Annotated in this window: 19 protein-coding genes; 1 reads left to right on the top strand and 18 read right to left on the bottom strand. The window is 47.5% G+C overall.

All coding sequences use genetic code 11. The annotated features are described in order from the left end of the window. Nucleotides 1-8: 8 nt before the first annotated feature. The 16 genes from BMX69_RS06290 to BMX69_RS06215 all read right to left on the bottom strand — a co-directional run bounded on the left by BMX69_RS06290 (nt 9) and on the right by BMX69_RS06215 (nt 14,028). Nucleotides 9-1,901 carry a beta-glucoside-specific PTS transporter subunit IIABC gene (locus BMX69_RS06290; protein ID WP_100041875.1) on the bottom strand — a complete coding sequence of 631 codons (1,893 nt, stop codon included), beginning with the start codon at nt 1,899-1,901 and terminating at the stop codon, nt 9-11. A gap of 444 nt (nt 1,902-2,345) precedes the next feature. After that, the gene (locus BMX69_RS06285; protein ID WP_054790593.1) at nt 2,346-2,963 is read right to left on the bottom strand and encodes a dihydroxyacetone kinase family protein; all 618 of its coding nucleotides are present in this window, start codon (nt 2,961-2,963) and stop codon (nt 2,346-2,348) included. Between the two features lie 87 nt (nt 2,964-3,050). Continuing rightward, a complete protein-coding gene (locus BMX69_RS06280) occupies nt 3,051-4,064 on the bottom strand; it encodes a dihydroxyacetone kinase subunit DhaK (protein WP_100041874.1) in 1,014 nt (337 codons plus the stop codon). A gap of 33 nt (nt 4,065-4,097) precedes the next feature. Beyond that, complete coding sequence (locus BMX69_RS06275) at nt 4,098-5,261, bottom strand: iron-containing alcohol dehydrogenase (RefSeq protein WP_025232819.1); 1,164 nt, start codon at nt 5,259-5,261, stop codon at nt 4,098-4,100. Between the two features lie 11 nt (nt 5,262-5,272). Beyond that, complete coding sequence (locus tag BMX69_RS06270; protein ID WP_100041873.1) at nt 5,273-5,998, bottom strand: CoA-transferase subunit beta; 726 nt, start codon at nt 5,996-5,998, stop codon at nt 5,273-5,275. Nucleotides 5,999-6,009: 11 nt separating this feature from the next. Then, nucleotides 6,010-6,822, bottom strand: a complete 813-nt coding sequence (locus BMX69_RS06265) for a CoA transferase subunit A (RefSeq protein ID WP_100041872.1) — start codon at nt 6,820-6,822, stop codon at nt 6,010-6,012. Between the two features lie 31 nt (nt 6,823-6,853). Beyond that, nucleotides 6,854-8,188 (bottom strand): CoA-disulfide reductase, encoded by a 1,335-nt coding sequence (locus BMX69_RS06260; protein WP_054790592.1) that lies wholly within the window; start codon nt 8,186-8,188, stop codon nt 6,854-6,856. A 21-nt stretch (nt 8,189-8,209) separates the two neighbouring features. Further along, the gene (locus BMX69_RS06255; protein WP_100041871.1) at nt 8,210-9,334 is read right to left on the bottom strand and encodes an extracellular solute-binding protein; all 1,125 of its coding nucleotides are present in this window, start codon (nt 9,332-9,334) and stop codon (nt 8,210-8,212) included. Between the two features lie 29 nt (nt 9,335-9,363). Beyond that, on the bottom strand, nt 9,364-9,624 hold the full coding sequence (locus BMX69_RS06250) for a EutN/CcmL family microcompartment protein (protein ID WP_054790589.1): 261 nt from the start codon (nt 9,622-9,624) through the stop codon (nt 9,364-9,366). Further along, nucleotides 9,621-10,277: a phosphate propanoyltransferase gene (locus tag BMX69_RS06245; RefSeq protein ID WP_100041870.1), complete on the bottom strand. Its 657-nt coding sequence runs from the start codon at nt 10,275-10,277 to the stop codon at nt 9,621-9,623. Before BMX69_RS06245 ends, BMX69_RS06250 begins: the two co-directional genes overlap by 4 nt. Nucleotides 10,278-10,313: 36 nt before the next feature. Beyond that, on the bottom strand, nt 10,314-10,613 hold the full coding sequence (locus tag BMX69_RS06240; RefSeq protein ID WP_025232812.1) for a BMC domain-containing protein: 300 nt from the start codon (nt 10,611-10,613) through the stop codon (nt 10,314-10,316). After that, nucleotides 10,614-10,973: a BMC domain-containing protein gene (locus tag BMX69_RS06235; RefSeq protein ID WP_054790588.1), complete on the bottom strand. Its 360-nt coding sequence runs from the start codon at nt 10,971-10,973 to the stop codon at nt 10,614-10,616. Between the two features lie 21 nt (nt 10,974-10,994). Continuing rightward, the gene (locus BMX69_RS06230) at nt 10,995-11,273 is read right to left on the bottom strand and encodes a BMC domain-containing protein (RefSeq protein ID WP_025232810.1); all 279 of its coding nucleotides are present in this window, start codon (nt 11,271-11,273) and stop codon (nt 10,995-10,997) included. Nucleotides 11,274-11,279: 6 nt separating this feature from the next. Further along, nucleotides 11,280-11,618 (bottom strand): BMC domain-containing protein, encoded by a 339-nt coding sequence (locus tag BMX69_RS06225; RefSeq protein ID WP_025232809.1) that lies wholly within the window; start codon nt 11,616-11,618, stop codon nt 11,280-11,282. 16 nt (nt 11,619-11,634) lie between these two features. After that, nucleotides 11,635-13,056 (bottom strand): aldehyde dehydrogenase family protein, encoded by a 1,422-nt coding sequence (locus BMX69_RS06220; RefSeq protein WP_054790587.1) that lies wholly within the window; start codon nt 13,054-13,056, stop codon nt 11,635-11,637. 9 nt (nt 13,057-13,065) lie between these two features. After that, nucleotides 13,066-14,028 (bottom strand): class II aldolase/adducin family protein, encoded by a 963-nt coding sequence (locus tag BMX69_RS06215; RefSeq protein WP_100041869.1) that lies wholly within the window; start codon nt 14,026-14,028, stop codon nt 13,066-13,068. A 270-nt stretch (nt 14,029-14,298) separates the two neighbouring features. Between BMX69_RS06215 and BMX69_RS06210 the strand changes: the two genes are divergently transcribed. Beyond that, complete coding sequence (locus BMX69_RS06210) at nt 14,299-15,066, top strand: DeoR/GlpR family DNA-binding transcription regulator (protein WP_100041868.1); 768 nt, start codon at nt 14,299-14,301, stop codon at nt 15,064-15,066. A gap of 75 nt (nt 15,067-15,141) precedes the next feature. On the opposite strand, the gene mtnA is transcribed toward BMX69_RS06210, so the two are convergent. Further along, a complete protein-coding gene (gene mtnA / locus BMX69_RS06205) occupies nt 15,142-16,248 on the bottom strand; it encodes an S-methyl-5-thioribose-1-phosphate isomerase (RefSeq protein ID WP_100041867.1) in 1,107 nt (368 codons plus the stop codon). Between the two features lie 121 nt (nt 16,249-16,369). Beyond that, complete coding sequence (gene mtnK, locus BMX69_RS06200; protein WP_100041866.1) at nt 16,370-17,602, bottom strand: S-methyl-5-thioribose kinase; 1,233 nt, start codon at nt 17,600-17,602, stop codon at nt 16,370-16,372. Nucleotides 17,603-17,609 lie beyond the last annotated feature (7 nt).

Here is a 17,609-nt window from a genome sequence, read left to right as displayed (position 1 = left end):
TATTTCCTTTACTGATTATTTTTAATTGCGATCACAGGCTTTTGAAGAGAAGCTCCTGATCCGGTTATTCCTGTTACCTCATGAAAAGCAGCAGTATTGCTGATGATGATCGGAACAACCGTATCATATCCTTCCTTCTTTAAGGCATCTAAGTCAAAGGATAAAAGCCTGGTTCCCTTCGTGACATGGGTGCCTTCTTCCACATGTTTTTTAAAATGCTTTCCTTCCAATTGGACCGTATTGATTCCAACGTGAATAATCATTTCAGCACCACTGTCCAGCATAAGCCCCAGGGCATGAAGCGTGGGATAAACCAAGGTCACGGTACAGTCTTCCGGAGCGACAACTTCACCCTTTTCCGGGACAATCGCAACTCCGTTCCCCAATGCCATAGAGGAAAAAACCTCATCGTTTACCGATGTCATGGGCACTGCAGTACCTTCCACCGGTGAGCTGATCAATATGTCTGCCCCAGAAGTAATACCCAAAACATCCTGGGATTCGGCGGCTCCTTCATCTGAACCGGAAGCTCGTTCGCCCTTTCCGCTGATGTCATCAAAACCGAACAGGAAGGTAAGTCCCATTGCTCCAAAGAAGGATACTGCAACACCGATCAGATAATAAATAAAGGTCTTCATACCGAAAGCCGCATAAGTCGCAAAGGTAAGCACCCCGTTGTTGGCAAAGGAATCACCGTATACGCCACCCACACCCATGATCGCACCGCCAATGGCACCACAGATAATTGCATAGATCATAGGCTTTTTTAACCGCAGGTTACAACCGTAAATAGCAGGCTCCGTAATTCCGCAAACAGAAGCGGATATGGCCGCAGAAGCTGCAACTGTTTTTAAGTCCTTGCTCTTTGTTTTTAACATGACTCCAAGAGCTGCACCTCCCTGAGAGAAATTTGCTGCCCCGGCAAAAGCCAGCAGGTTTTGGTGGCCGAACTGGGCCACATCATTGATACCAATGGGAAGCAGGGCTCTGTGCGCTCCGAAAATAACAAATACACACCACATGCCGCCCACAAAAGCTCCGCACAGAGCAGGGCTTAAATTCATCATCCCAGTGTAGATAAAGTTAATGCCATTACCGATGTAGATGCCGATGGGGCCAAACACCATAAAGGTCGCAGGGATCATAACCAGCAGGGATATGCCTGGAACCAGTATGATTTTTAATACTTCAGGAATTATCTTTTCTAAAAACTTCTGTATATATGCAAGAATAAATACTCCGATGATAATGGGAATCACGGATGACGCATAGCTTGCCTTTGTAATTGCAATGCCGAACATGCTGACAGCCTCACTCCCAGTCATCAGGGAAACAACCGCCGGATAGCACATGGTACCGCCAAGTGCCATGGCAATAAATTCATTTGCCTTAAATACCTTTGCACTGGTATAAGCAAGTATGATTGGCATGAAATAAAACAATGCGTCTGTGGCAGCCATAATGAGAATATAAGTCTGGTTGACGGTAATATCCAGCCCGTGATTGGAGGCTGTAATTCTTGCGATGGTCAAAAGACCTTTTAAAAGTCCGGAGGCTGCAATCGCCGGAACCATGGGAGTAAACATGGAGGAAATGGCAATCAGAATCCGGTTCCAGACAGAACCCTTTTCTTCGCTGTCGGCTGTGTTTTCTTCTAATGATATCATGGGAAGGATCGCTTCGTAAACCTTTGTGACTTTTGTTCCCAGAACGACCTGGAACTGCCCGCCGCTTTCCACTACGGAGATAACACCTTCCAGATGTTCAATTACTTCTTTCTTTGCCTTCTTTGTATCTCTTAACTCAAACCTTAATCTGGTAAAACAATGGGTGAGTCCCCTTATGTTATCGGAACCGCCGACATTTGTTATAATGTCTTTGGCTATTTGATTATAATTCATTTTCCAAACCCCTTTCAAGTGTTATCATGTCTCATCATCCGGCCGGAATGATAAAATAAAAAAAGACCCGACCAAGCGATATAAATCATAAGACTAAAAATAATAAGCCTTATAACTCTTTGCTCAATCCGATCTTGCCTGCATTACCAGTAACACGTCTTCCTGTTTTGCTATTTAGTTGTACTCAACTGGATACAATATAACACCGTTTGCAAATTGATGCAACTAATTTTAGATTTTTCTGCATTTTCCCCAATTTTTCAACATGAAAATCGTCTAATTTTAACAAAAAACAGTGGTTTTATATTTATGGGAGCAGATTGTTTCCCTCATCTGTAAAATAACAAGGTTTAATTTTATATGTCTTCTGTCTTTTGCACCCACCGCAAACAATCAGCAAACAGAAACCGGAGCAAAACATTTCTGTCTGCTCCGGTCATCATTTTATCTGTCTGCAACTGCCTTCATGATAAGAGCTGCCACAGCAGCCCCGGGATCTTTTAAGGATCGGGACGCTTCTCCTCTTGTTGCCGCTCTTCCATGCACGGCAATCATGGTCGTTGTTTGTTCAAAACCATTCCATGCAGCCGCTGCCGCTTTCCCAAAAGCTTCTTCAAGGGACACTCCGGCTTCCACTTCAGCCTTAAGTACCTGCACTCCGGGATGAAAACCATCCAGAAAGGTCTTATCCCCTAATTTCGCTTTACCAAGATCGGCAACACCTGCTTCATAAGCTTCAAACAAGGAAACAGCATCTGCACCGGTCAATTCTGTCTTTCCTTTTAGTGTCTTCCCGGCACGCATCAGACCTGCTGCCATCAATGTCCCCATGGTAGAAGGAACTTTATTTCCCATGGTCTTTCCTGCCTTGTACAATAGCTTGCCCAGATCCGGCTCCGATCCATCTGAAACCGCGTCGTAAGCTGCCTGGAATCCATCCGTCATCGTAAGTCCCAGATCACTGTCTCCCACAACACTGTCCAGTTCAATTAAGTAGTTTCGGTTTTCCACCATGATCTTACTTATTCTGCCAAGCATGGCTATGAGTTCCTGCTGGTTCATATCAGCCTCCATTCTGCCGCTGATGCCGGCGGCATAAATAATCGTGACAAACGGTATGCGCTTATGTCATCTACTCCAATAGGATCTTTAGACAATTCCCTGCTTAAAGAATGGTGTATCAGCCGGAGCATCCAGATAGCCCCTCAGTTCCTCATCCATTTTCAGAAGGGAAATGGATAAGCCTGCCATCTCAATGGAGGTTACATATTCACCTACATAATAACGGTGCACCTTGATTCCCTTCTCTTCCAGAATCATATTGACCTTTCTTGCCACAATATACTGCTCATCAAGAGGAGTAGCGCCCAGTCCGTTTACCAGAACCGCAACCTCATCTCCGGCGCAGTATGGAATATCTTCAAGGATTTTTTCCATCATTTCCAATGTGATCTCATCTGCTGTTTCCAGTTTCCCACGGCGGATTCCGGACTCTCCATGGATTCCCATGCCGATTTCCATCTCATCCTCTCCGATCTTAAATCCCGGATGACCGACTCTCGGTACTGTACAGGGGGTAAGTGCCACTCCCATGGTCCTTACATTGGCCGCCGCTTTCTCCGCGATCCGTTTTACCTCCTGTAAATCCTTACCGGCCGCAGCAGCTGCTCCGGCGCACTTATATACAAAAAAGATACCGGCTACTCCTCTTCTGGTATTCTTCTCTCCTGGAGCTGCCTTGGGAGATGCCACATCTTCTCCTGCAACAACACTTTCCACATGGATATCCTCTTCCATATCTGCCATCTCTGCGGCCATGTCAAAATTAAAGATATCCCCGTTATAATTGCCGTAAATATAGAGAACACCGGCCCCGGAATCAATGCGTTTCGTTACGTTTAGCATCTGCTCTGCACTTGGAGACTGAAAAACATCTCCCACCGAACAGCCGTCCAACATCCCTTTTCCTACATAACCCAGAAACAGAGGAAGATGCCCCGAACCCCCTCCGGTTGCAATCCCTACTTTTCCCTCCACTTTATTGGAGGTAACCAGGCAGCGCAAGTCGCCTTCCGTATAAGTAACATAGTCCGGATGCGCAAGGTAGATTCCCTCCAGCATCTCATTTACATAGTTTTCCGGTACATTAATCAGTTTTTTCATTTATTCCTTCTCCTTCCCACAATTTATTGCAGTTCAACCATATGCGTTCCGATACACTTCTATAACCTGCCCAAGTGTTGGTTTAAAGGGATTGTCCTCCATACAGGTATCCTTAAGTGCAATTTCAGCCAGAGCTTTGAAATCCTCAGGATTTACCTTAAGCTCTTTAAGACTTTGTGTAATCCCAACCTCCCTGGACAGCCGCCTGATACAGGCCACCGTTTCTTTCACGGCCTGTTCCCCTGTCATGGCAGATGCCCCGGGAAGCTTAAGTCCCTCTGCCACCTTCTTATACCGCTCTGCGGCTTCCGGCCTGCTTCCGTTAAATTCCATGACAAAAGGCAGCAAAACCGCATTGCAGATGCCGTGAGGCAGGTTCATGAGGCCTCCAAGAGAATGGGCCATGGCATGCACCATGCCAAGACCTGCATTGGAAAATGCCATGCCCGCACTGTATTCCGCATAAGCCATCATCTCCCTGGCTTTCTCATTACTTCCGTCAGCCACCGCTTCCGGAAGGTATGTACCAATCACACCCATTGCCCAAAGGGCATCCTTATCCGTATATGGAGTAGCCCGTTTTGCCACAGCCGCTTCAATGGCATGGGTCATGGCATCCATTCCTGTTGAGGCCGTGAGGGCTTTTGGCATGCTCATCATGAAATCCACATCATTAACGGCAATGGTGACCATACAGTTCGGGTCTACCATACACATTTTGGAATGCCTCACCGGATCGGTCACGATATAGAACGACGTAACCTCAGAACCGGTTCCTGCAGTAGTATTCACCGCCACAATGGGCATTCCCGGATTAAGAGAGCGTTCTACCCCTTCATAATCCTCCACCTTACCGCCGTTTGCCATCACAATGCTGACTGCCTTTGCCGTATCTATGGCAGAGCCTCCGCCAACAGCCACCAAAAGATCCACTTCCAGGGCCTTAGCAGCCTCCAGGCAGTCACCCACAACCATGGTGGTGGGATTGGGCTCAACCAGGTAATAAATGGCGTATTCCACACCGGCTTTTAAAAGGCAGGCTCCCACTTTGTCTCCGGTACCGTTTTTATACAGGAAGGGGTCCGTGACGATAAGTGCCCGTTTAAACCCCCGTTTCTTAAGCTCATCCGGCAGCAGCCCAATGGAACCGCGGCCAAAAAAGCTGGTCCCTACTGCATTGATTCTCTCAAGTGCCATAAATGGCCTCCTTAGAATTCTATATTTCTGAAATCTCCCGGATCGATCCGTTTCAGCGCGCTCAGCTCTTCCTTTGTAGGAAGGGGCGTATAGGCGATATGGGAGTATTTTATGGGAAATCCGGTATTTTCCTGTACCTCTTCTAAGCTGGAAGTTGGGTGAATGGTATCCAGAACCATTTCCCTGTTTTCCATTTTAAAGATGCATAAGGGGGTGATGATCCGTTCCACATTTCCCCTGGTAGTTACAAAATCCACCTGGTTCACAAAGGTGCGTTTGTCATGCTTTGTCCTCCAGAGAATCGCCCTCTTTGCCGTTGGTATGAGAACGGCACTGCCTGCTCCTCCCGGCATCCTCACCTTTGGTTTTTTATAATCTCCAATAACCGACGCATTGACATTGCCGTGGGAATCAAACTGGATTCCGCTTAAGAATGCCACATCTAACTCCCCCCTCATGGCCAGGTCAAATACTTCCATTAAAGGAAAATAGGCTGTGGCACGTTCCAAAAGCTCCGGCCCTGCACTGGTATACTTTTTAAGTCTCACCGGATCCGGGTCCGTTCCGCCCGGAATATTCAAATGCACTGCCCCAGGCGCATGAAGCGCTTTTGCAAGCAGCAGCGCAATCATGGGCATATGGGAGGACACTCCGTGAAACACCTTGCTGCCGTCAGGTATGAGGCGGGCCATGGCGCAGACCATAATATCGCTGACTCTGTATTTTTCTTCCATCATGCCATGCCCCCTTATCCTTTGTAATCGGACTTTTCAAATGCTTTTAAATAGGCATTTAAACCGTCCAAATCTTTCAGCCCTTTAAATTCTTTCAAATTCTTTCCGTCAATATCATAAGAACCCGGACAGGAACAGGGTGCAGCCCCTTTGGGAACCCTGACTACTGCTTCTACCAGAAAATGAGGAATATCCGCTTTTTTTGAACTGCCAGTAAATGCTGATCCATGGACGATATTCTCTGCTGTCAGGATGACTCTTTTGGCTGCCCTGGAAAACAGAACATCCTCAAATAACGGTCCTGTGATCCTGGCGTTCCCATCTTCATCCGCCTCCTGCACATGGATGACCGCAACATCCGGCCTTATGGCCTTTACCACTGTCACCGGCTCCTTTGTAAACGGATCCTCGACCCGGATAAAATAATCATTGGCATCGATTAAGTCACTGATCACAAGTCCTTTTACAGGCATAAATCCCACTCCGTAGCTGGCGGCACGGAGCGCGGAGATCACCGTATAACAGGCATGCTCATTTCCTTTCACAGCTCCGCTTTCAACGGCCCTCCGGTAATGTCCGGCCAGGGAATATTCACTTTCATAACTGATAAAGCCGGCATCTACGCTGGTAACACAGCCTCCGAAGCAAAGCACGTCCACATCCATGGCTCCAGCCGTCTTTACCAGCTTTAAGTCCCTTCTTTTCTGACGCACCAGTTCCCGGACCATTGCCATGGGCGCCCGATGGAGCACATTGCCGCCAAGACCAAGGATATCCCCGTCATGGATCCGGGCTGCCGCCTCCTGTAAAGTCATTATTTTACTCATGGTCTGACCTCACTTTCTATCCTGCACTCCTTTATTTCGCTGCATTGCAGGCAATCTGGATGGCATCCCATACCCCGGAAAATGGAGGTGCGTAAATGAGATCCGTCATTCCAAGCTCTGCCGTTGTCATCCTGCAATGAATTGCCACAGCGAATACATCTGCCCGCAAAACAGCCCCCTTTTGTCCGCAGGTCTGTGCGCCAAGCAGCCTTTTTGTTCCTTTTTCATAGATCAGCTTTATGGTAATTGGCGTTGGATCCGGATAGTACGCCGGATGGTCATTTGCCTGGATTATCAAAGTCTTATAATCCTTGGAAAGACGTATGGCATCTCCTTCTCCCATACCCGTACGTCCAAGCTCCAGCCCGCACACCTTGATCGCCGCAGACCCAAGGGCGCCGATAAACGATTCATGGCCCCCTGCTAAATTGGCGCCTGCGATTCTGCCGCATTTGTTTGCAACTGTTCCGAGAGCCAAAAAGCTGTCTTCCTCTAATACTTCGTTATAGACTAAAATACAGTCTCCCGCCGCATACACATCCGGAATAGAAGTTCTCATTTCCCGGTCCACGATGAGACCGCCGTTTTTCCCCATGGAGATTCCTGTGTTCTTCAAAAATTCCGTACAGGGACGGACACCCACGGCAACGATCACCAGATCCGCATCGTAGGTTCCCTTATCTGTTTTCACACCTTTTACATAAAGACCGTCTCCATAAAACCCTTCCACCTTTTCTCCGGTGTTAAGAAGGACCCCTGACTTTACCAGCTCTTCATGGGCCAGGGCGGCGATTTCTTCGTCAAAGGGCATAAGAATTCTGGGAGCTGCCTCAAGCATGCGTACATTCTTTCCCAGATTCAAAAATGCTTCCACACACTCCACTCCGATATATCCGCCTCCAACGATGACGATGTTCCGGATTTCCGGCATTTTTGCATATTCCTTTAAAAAGATCCCGTCTTCCATGGACTTTAATACATGGACTCCCATAAGCTCCCTGCCCGGAAAAGGAGGAACCACAGCCGATGCTCCCACAGCTATCATTAATTTATCGTAAGAATCCGTAAATTCCTGACCATTTTCAAGGTTCTTTACAAGGACTTCTTTCCTATCCACGTCAACGGATTGTACCTCGTGGCGGAGGAAGGTTTCTATGCCCATCTTGGTAAAGGTCTCCCGTGAACGGGCGATCATCTTGCGGTAATCATCGTTATAATCTCCCACATAGTAGGGAAGTCCGCACGCTCCATAAGAGAGAAAACCTCCCTTTTCATAGACCGTTACTTTCGCGTCCGGGTCGACCCTGCGGATCTTGGAGGCGGCACTCATTCCTGCCGCTACTCCTCCAATTATAATAATCTTCATGTTTTCTCCCTGATCATATTGTTACAGCTCGGTTATGCCACTCATCATTTTCCCGGCTTCCCTCATGGCTTCTTCTGCTGTCTTTTTTCCGGAAAACGCCTCAAAGATTTTCTCATAAAGGACTCCGTTTTTCTCCCCTGCCTTTGAAAGATCGGGAAGGGGTCTTGCAAGTTCCATCATCTTTAGCTGTACCGGAAACCAGGGGCAGTCACCGGCTCCTTCCAGATAGCTTCCTCTTCTTACAGGAGCGCCACTCATTCTTCCCACCTTCTGATCCACCTCCGGTGACCGAAGGTACGAAAGAAATTCCTCTGCAGCTTCTTTTTTCCTGCAGCTTGAGCAGATTCCAAAGGACCAGGTCACGTTCCAGGCCGTGGAAAAAGTGGAGAATCCCAGATCCTCTGGATCCATACAGCCTTCCTTAAACACTTCTCCCATCTGACCGCTCCAGGTAACTGCCATAGCAGCTCTTTTTTGGCGGATAGCTTCTGCAATTTCCCCGTTGCCGAAGCTATCCGTACCGCCAACTGCACAGGCTCTCAGTTCCACGTAAGACTGAAGGCCTTTTACCGCATCTTCCTTTCCGCAGGCCGCAGATCCATCAGGATCATAAGCATCTCCTCCGTACATGCGCAGGAAAGGAAGAGCATCGGTAAATATCTCAGACTTATCAGCCTTCATGGCCACGGCCTGTTCCCCGCAGGCCGCCTTGTAAGCTTTTGCCGTTTCTATGTATTCCTGGGGAGTGATGACGCTTCCAAGTTCCTTCCCCAGCACCTGTTCAAGCAGGCTTTTACGGTAGACGATCATATGTCCGTCACAGAAAGAGGGAGATAAATACGCCTTTCCCTTATACTTCATTTCTTCTGCAATGACCGGAAGGATGTCTTCTTCCTCAAGCGCAAGTTCCGAAAGGTATCCGTTTTCTACAAAGTCACGAAGCCATAAATGGCCCGCAACCATGACAATGTCATAATCTGCTTCCCCTGCAAATGCTTTCATCATCATCGGATAGTAATCCGCCCAGGGCACGATATGAAAATCCACGTTTCCTCCATATCCGTCTATTATCCCCAGTTCTTTATCCAGATAACCTTCCACCGCCGGATCTGCCACTGCCAAAATCTTAAGCGTTTCCTGTTCCATAAGCACTACCTCTCCTAGTACGTTAAGCCTTACCTTCCCGGCTGCGGCGGCGCATCTACGATGCCAACGATATAGGCATCTACCGGTGCCGAACGGTCCAGCGCATACTGAGTCGTATTGTCAGTGGTTACTAGTACCAGTTCCCCAATTCCTGCACCAATGGTATCGGCCGCTACAAAAATATCCTTCTGATCCCCATAATATGGTTCTACCAAAAGAAGCTTGAATCCAACCAGATTCCTGCATTTTCTTGTGGAAACCACAGTTCCCATGATTGTTCCTAATATCACCTGGCCTCTTCCTTTCTAATGGTTACCCATTGTCCCTGCTTTAACTGAAACGCATTGGCATCGTCTGTATCCACATGGAAATCCAGCCTGCTGTCACGGGTAACACGAATAAGTACATGGCCGAGCACGCCGCCCTTTGGTCCATCGACTGAAACACTTACCCGGTCCTGATCCGATACTCCAAACCACTGGGCGTCTTCCGGCGTCATATGGATATGACGGTCCGCGATGATGACGCCCTCTGTCAGAAGGACCTCTCCTTTTGGTCCTTTCAGCATGATCCCGGGAGTTCCCTTTAAATCTCCTGATGATCTTACCTGGGGTTGTATTCCAAGGATCCTGCAGTCACCGGAGGCCATTTCCACCTGGCTTTGTTTTCTCTCCGGTCCTAGAATCCGAACCTTAGGAAGCGTTCCGGCCGGACCGGAGACAGCAACCTGTTCCTCACAGGCAAACTGTCCCGGCTGGCTTAAAGCCTTCATGGGAGTCAGCCGGTAGCCGACTCCAAAAAGCGCTTCCACATGTTCCTTTGACAGATGCACATGCCTTGCCGAGATTCCAACGGGAACCTGGTAAGGCTGTGCGCTGAGCCTCTTCCAGTTATCCAGGACCAGTGCGGTTACCTTCTGAATCAGTTCTTCCCTGTTTTCCATTGTAAGCCTCCGCCTCTAAACACTTTCCTGTTCTTTTTATTTAAGGAACGGAAGGATTCCGCCTATGGAATTATGGGGTCTTGGGATCACATGAACTGCTACTACCTCTCCCACTCTGGAGGCTGCTTCCTCTCCTGCTTCCACTGCCGCCTTGACAGCTCCCACGTCTCCCTGAACCATAACCGATACCAAACCGGAGCCGATTTTCTCGGTTCCCACCATTTCAACGTCTGCTGCCTTTAACATGGCATCTGCTGCCTCGATCGATGCGGTAAGGCCTCTTGTCTCAATCATTCCAAGTGCTAACATTCCCTTTTTTACTGCTGTCTCTGCCATTTACTTTTCCTCCTTGATTTTGTGCTCTTCTTCCTCTGGTTTTACAGAATTCTTTTCGTTTTCATGCCTGTCTATCATATTTAAAAGCTTCAATACCTCTGGATGAGGGTTTTCGATGGACACGGATACTTTTACATTGTCGTCTCCCACGATCCGTCCTGCCTCTCTGGCCGCCTCCACGGCGGCACGAACCGCCGAGGTCTCACCCGCTAATACTGTGTGGCACATCCTTCCTCCCAGCTTCTTGTGGCAGCTTACAATTTCCACTTCAGCCGCCTTTAAGGCCTGGTCGACCACCACAACGGTATTGGCATAATAATTGATTTCTAAAACCCCTATGGCGTTTCGGTTTGTTTTCATGACGCCCACCTTTGCTGATGTCTATTTGATCCTTGGCAAAATTTTATCAATGTCCTGGTGCGGCCTTGGAATCACATGGACTGCTACCAGTTCCCCGACTCTGGAAGCTGCCGCCTCTCCTGCCTCGGTGGCTGCCTTTACCGCGCCTACCTCTCCGGTTACAATGACGGTTACCAGACCGGAGCCGATTTTCTCGGTTCCCACAAGCTCAACATCTGCTGCCTTTAACATCGCATCTGCTGCTTCGATGGATGCCGTCAAACCCCTTGTTTCAACTAACCCGATTGATGTGGATGCCATATCCTGCTACCTCCTGAAATTAATAATGTTTTCTTCCTCAAACGATACCTTTGTTATATGAGATAACGCCTTGGTTCCCTCATATGGTTTTTCGATCATCTCTACCAAAACCTCTTCCGGACTGTTAAACTTAAGAGCTGCCCTTTTTGCCGCCTCACAGGCCTCTTTCACATCATCGATTCCGCCTTCAAATTTCACCTGGACCGTAAGGGGAATGAATGCAGTCGCATCCTTTGGATTGATGGTGTCGATCCCGATGATCCTCACATTTGCTGCCTTACAGGCTTTATCCATAGCATAAAGAACTGCGCCATAACCTGCACATTCCAAAAAGCCGATTGCCATATGTACCTTCCCCTCTCTAGATGATCCGCAGGCCTCCTTCTGCCAGCATACACCTGCGTCTTCTGGTAAAGCTTCTTGCACAGGTAAGACCCTCTCCGGTAGGACCTGCGATTGTCATGGTCGTATGGCCCTCTCCGCCGATTCCTACCCCTTTTAAGGTTGAGCCGTTCTTCGTAAAAATGGTTGTCTCAATGATTTTTCCGAATTTAGTCATGTTCTCAACATTTCTGGAAAACATGGATGCCGTATGGCGGTTGCCTGACTCTGCCGCCACTGCACACTCCACGCATTCCTCAAAAGTCCTTAAGCGTACAATGGGAAGTATGGGCATCAGCTGCTCTACCATTACAAAGGGATGGCTTCTGTCTGTCTCGCAGATCAGAAGGCGGACATCCTTGTGCCCGGAAACCCCTATGGCTTCTAAAAACAGAGCCGCATCCTTTCCTACCCATTTTTTATTCACTTCATAGCTGCCGTCTTTTTCAATCATGGCAAACTTAAGGATTTCATTTAACTCCCTGGAATTTAGGAGGTACGCACCTTCCTTTTCCATCTTATTCACAAGCTCATCCGCAACACGTTCCATGACGAAGACTTCCTTTTCCGCCAGGCACAGAATGTTGTTATCAAAGGAAGCTCCACGGTAGATCTCTTTTGCCGCAAGATCTATATCCGCCGTATCGTCTACAATGACCGGCGGGTTTCCCGCGCCTGCCCCGATGGTCTTCTTTCCGGAGCGAAGCAGGGCATTAACCATGGGCATTCCCCCGGTACCAACCATGAGGCGGATTCTGGGATCAGCCGTCATTTTGCTTACGGCCTCCATGGTAGGCTCTTTCTGCATGGTGATTAAATTTGCCGGACCTCCGTTTTCCACAATGGTCTGATGAAGAAGCTTCAGACAATGGGCGCAGCATCTCTTCGCTCCCGGATGGACATTAAACACAACGGAATTTCCTCCGGCTATCATACTGATGGTATTATTGATCAGGGTTTCTGTAGGATTGGTGGACGGCGTAATGGCTCCGATTACCCCAAAAGGAGCACACTCCTCTATCATCAGTCCTTCATCACCTGAAATGGCATCCGTGGTCAGACATTCCACGCCAGGGGTCTTTTCAATAACAGCCATATGCTTCTGGATCTTATCCTCAAAGCGCCCCATGCCGGTTTCTTCCCAAACCATCTTTGCCAGGGTTTTCGCATGGCTTTTTGCAGTCATTCGTATGGCTTCAATGATTCTCCGCCTGTCTTCTATCCTGTAATGCTCTACCCATTCACGCTGGGCCGTGTGGGCCGCTGTAATGGCATCCTCTACCCGTTCAAATACTCCATTTTCACTTTGAGAGGAGAAATAAGAAGGCTTTACACCCCTGTTTTCTATGCCTGCAAGCACTTCCTTTACAATCAGTTCTATCTCTTTTGCCCCAATTTCCATGATTGCCTCCTAGTTTAGCTGCTCTATCACTCTTCTCACTACTTCGGCTATGATTTCCTTCTTTGCCTTACCTAAAGCTTCCGCCTCCACAGGCTTTTGTTCCTCTAAGGTCAAGGTCTTCTGCGTCACGCCGGTACATCCGCAGCCGACTGGCAGGCTCTCTCCCGGCCTTACAATGGATGTTACCCCTTTTAGTACCGGTACCGGTCCTGTTCCTGTCTGCTCTGCCGGGCGGACATCTGCTGCAGTAACCACATCCTTCATATTCGTTACTTCTACGGAACACGGTGGAATCCCGCCTGCCGTGATGCCAAGCTTATGCCGGATATCCAGCAGCTTTTCTACCTGATCGCAGGAAAGCAGATTCTGGCGTCCGATGATATTGCCTGTATACATCAATATAGTCGCATAATATTCGATGGATTCCAGCCTGTAAAACGCCTGATGAATATCTTTTCCCCAGGTCAGCGCTCCATGGTTTGCAAGGAGCACGCCATTGTGAGATTTCACAAAGGGCGCAATGGAATCAGGAACTTCCTCTGTACCCGGTGTTGCGTATTTTGCGACCGGGATAGACCCAAGCCCCAGTACTGCTTCCGTAAGGATTGCGGCATCCAGACTGATCCCGGCAATGGCAAAGCTGGTCGCCACCAAAGGATGGGCGTGGGTAACAGCCTGCACATCCGGATTTTCCTTATAAACCCTTAAATGCATCTTTACTTCCGAGGAGGGCTTCCATCTTCCCATCAGCACTTTCCCGTTTAAATCCATCTTTACCAGCATATCCTGAGTCATAAATCCCTTTGATACCCCGGTCGGCGTCGTCCAGATGGTGTTCGGCCCTACCTTACAGCTGATGTTTCCATCATTCGAGGCTACAAAGCCCTTTTCGTACATACGTCTGCCGATATCCAAAATTGCCTTTTTGGCCTCAAAATCAGACATGTACTTTACGCCTTGAACTGTCATCATATCTTTACCTCCAAAGTCCAAACAATTACATGTTCTCTCTGTCCGAACTTTCCTCTTTTATACTGTATTTTTACCATTTTTATGTCCGTTTGTCAATGTTTTATGTTGTTTTATTTCTGTTTTTACTGTTTTATTTTTATTTCAACTATTTCTCCTTTACATTTAAACAAAATAATTATACAATATACTTATATACCACATGATTTCTATGGTTTTGTATTGCATTTTATTTTGATTAACATTTATTGCCATAAAGAAAGGAATATGCCTATGTTAGCAGTAACAAGGAAAGCCAAGATCAAAGATATTATTTTAGAAAAGAAAAGCGTTACGGTGACCGAACTTTCCAAAATCTTCTCCGTGACCGAAGAAACCATCCGGCGGGATTTAAAGCAATTGGAGGATGACGGGTTCCTGACCAGAACATACGGCGGTGCATTCATACAAGATGGGGTTGAGAATAACGTAGAATTAACGATCCGGGAAACCGCGTACATGGAAAGCAAGCAGGCTATCGCAAAAAAGTGCCTGTCCGTTATTCACAACGGTGACTCCATTTTCTTAGATGCCTCTACCACATCCCTGCAGCTGGCAAAAGCTCTCCAGGGAATGCGCCTTACCGTGGTGACAAACTCCCTGCTGATCATCAATGAACTTTATGATAAAGAAGATATCCGCCTCATTTCCATCGGAGGCTCCTATACCCCCCGGGACAAAGCCTTTGTAGGAAATACAGCAATCCGGAACTTGGAATCCTTTTACTTAGACAAGACCTTTATGTCCTGCAGAAGCGTTTCCATGGAACACGGGATCACCGATTCCAACGAAGCCATTGCCGCCATACGCCAGACACTGATGACCCGGAGCAATCATGTGTATCTGATCGCCGACCACTCCAAGTTCGATAAAACCTCATTCATCCGGATCTCCGGTTTTGAAGCCATCAAAGGACTGGTCACCGACAAGCAGATGAATGAACAATGGAGAGAATATCTTTTAAAAAACAACGTAGAGCTTCTTGAAGCTGTGGAAGCATGATCTGATTTTGGCAAGAGGATGTCCCAGTTCCTATGAGACATCCTCTTTTCCTATTTAAGGTTAGCCAACAACCATTTACATTTCCTTTGCTTTCAGGGCTTCTTCCTTTCTCCTGAATATTTCTTTTAATGATTCTGTATAGGGTGCTCTGGCGATCCCGTATTCCGTCACGATTCCTGCGATTAAATCATTATCAGTCACATCAAATGCAGGATTAAATACCTTTACGCCTTCCGGTGCCATCCGTTTTTTATACCACATTTCCACCACTTCCTCTGCCGGACGTTCCTCAATGTGGATCTCCTTGCCGGTAAGAGTGTTCATATCAATGGTGGAGGTTGGGGCGCAGATATACATGGGCACACCGTAGCGTTTGGCCGCCAGTGCTACCATGGAGGTTCCGATCTTATTTGCAGTATCCCCGTTGGCAGCCACCCGGTCGCAGCCTACAAATACGGCATCGACCCAGCCATTTCTCATGACGGTCGCTGACATGTTGTCGCAAATCACTGTGACGTCAAGACCAGACTCCTTTAATTCGAAAGAGGTCAGTCTCGCTCCCTGAAGAAGGGGTCTTGTCTCGTCCGAAAAGATGCGGAAGTTATAGCCCTTTTCGTGTCCCAGATACATGGGAGCTGTTGCAGTTCCGTACTTTACCGTTGCCAGCTGCCCGGCATTGCAGTGGGTCAGAAGGCCGTCGCCAGGCTTTACAAGAGACAGACCATATTCCCCGATCATCTTGCAGACCCAGATATCTTCTTCCCGGATCTCTATCGCCTCTTTATGAAGAATCTCAACGATCTCAGGAACAGTTTTCTCTTTATTTTTCAAAACCACCTGTTCCATCCGTTTAAGTGCCCATGATAAATTGACGGCAGTGGGACGTGCGGAATCAAGATAGTCCTTTGCTTTTTGAAATTCCGTATAAAAATCCTCAAAACCATCTGCTTTGATCTCTCTTGCAGCCAGATAGATGCCAATGGCTGCCGCCACACCGATGGCAGGTGCCCCTCTTACCTGAAGAAGATAGATTGCATTCCAGATATCCTCCTGTTTTGTCAGGGAAAGGATTTCCGTATGATACGGAAGCTGCGTCTGGTCTATGATGACCAGGGCATTGTTCTCTTCATCAAGGGCAACGGTATCATAGTCCATGATGGATTTTTTAGTTTCTTCGCTCATTTTTGCCTCCTAATGAATCAAGCGGATATGCAAGCAAATCCAGTTGATTCACAAATTCAAGGTTGAAGGACGTTTATCTTCAACCTTATCCCTTTTTTTGTTACCGGCTTTCAATCCCGTATTACCGGCTTTCAAACTTACCTATTGCCTCTTTTATTGCATTCAAGTAATCCGCTCCGCTCTGGAAACTGCGGCGGTTCATGATATAATTCTTTGCCAGCGTAATGACGATCTTTTCGGCCCTGGCCCGTTTTTCCTCATCGGGAATTGTGGTAATATCAATGACATTAGCCATTCCTACGGTCCGGCGGATGGATTCAAGTCCGGCCACACCTGCAGTATCGGAAAGGATGCCTTCCAGATACCACTCTTTAAACCCTGGGACCTTTGCCATGGTTTCCGTTACGTGCTCATCAAAAACCTTATTGTATTTTTCAATGAATAAGTCCACAATGTCGGAAATCGTACTTAGGCACCAGCCGCAGAACTCCTCTTTTTCCTTTTCATCTTCTATGGTAGCATCGCCGTTGCACCATGCAAAAAACATATTTGCAATGACATTGCCGATATCATAGCCCATGGGGCCGAAGAAGGCAAATTCCGGATCAAAGATGTAAGTGTGCTCTTTATTGATAAACACAGAGCCAGTATGTAAATCTCCATGAATCAGAGACTGGGCATTGTTCATGAACTCAAATTTCAGCTTGGCCGCTTCCAGATGCAAAGCCTGATCCTCATACAGTTCCTTCTTTACAAATTCTGCATTGGGCGGAAATACATTGTTCCTGTGGTTGTAATCAATAAAGGGTTCGCTGTATACTAAGTCCTCTGAAATCTCGCACAGGTCCGGATTGATAAAGCTTTTAACCAGCTCTTTTTTCTCTTTGTGTCCCAGGACAACATCCGTTGTACGCAGAAGGGAATTAACCATAAAAGTGGTCACATGATCTGCAAATTTGGGATAAGTCTCATGCTTTAACAGACCGGTACGCATCATGGTATGACCGATCATATCCTCCATAACCATGGCACACATGGTTCCGTCATAGAGGTAAACCTTTGGAACCAGTCCCGGTGCATAAGAATCCTGGATTCCAAGAATCTTTGCTTCAATTCTTCCGCGGTCGGTGGAAACATGCATTTCTGCTGAAATACGAAGCGCTTCTCCTGCCTGCTTCACGATGATGGTTTTCCCGCTTGCAGGATCCTTTACACGAAATACGTAGTTTAAGTTTCCGTCTCCGATCTCCTTACATTCCAGCCTGGCATCCGCATCAAAATAGGTAAGCTTCTCCTTAACATAATCCGGCACCTCTTCCGCTTTCATCAAAAAATAACTGTCGTATTTAGACATTCCTGTC

This window comes from Lacrimispora sphenoides JCM 1415, assembly GCF_900105615.1.
Taxonomy (GTDB): Bacteria; Bacillota; Clostridia; order Lachnospirales; family Lachnospiraceae; genus Lacrimispora; species Lacrimispora sphenoides.
The sequence above is the reverse complement of the archived record's forward strand: the minus strand, read 5'-3'. Positions and strand labels throughout refer to the sequence as shown.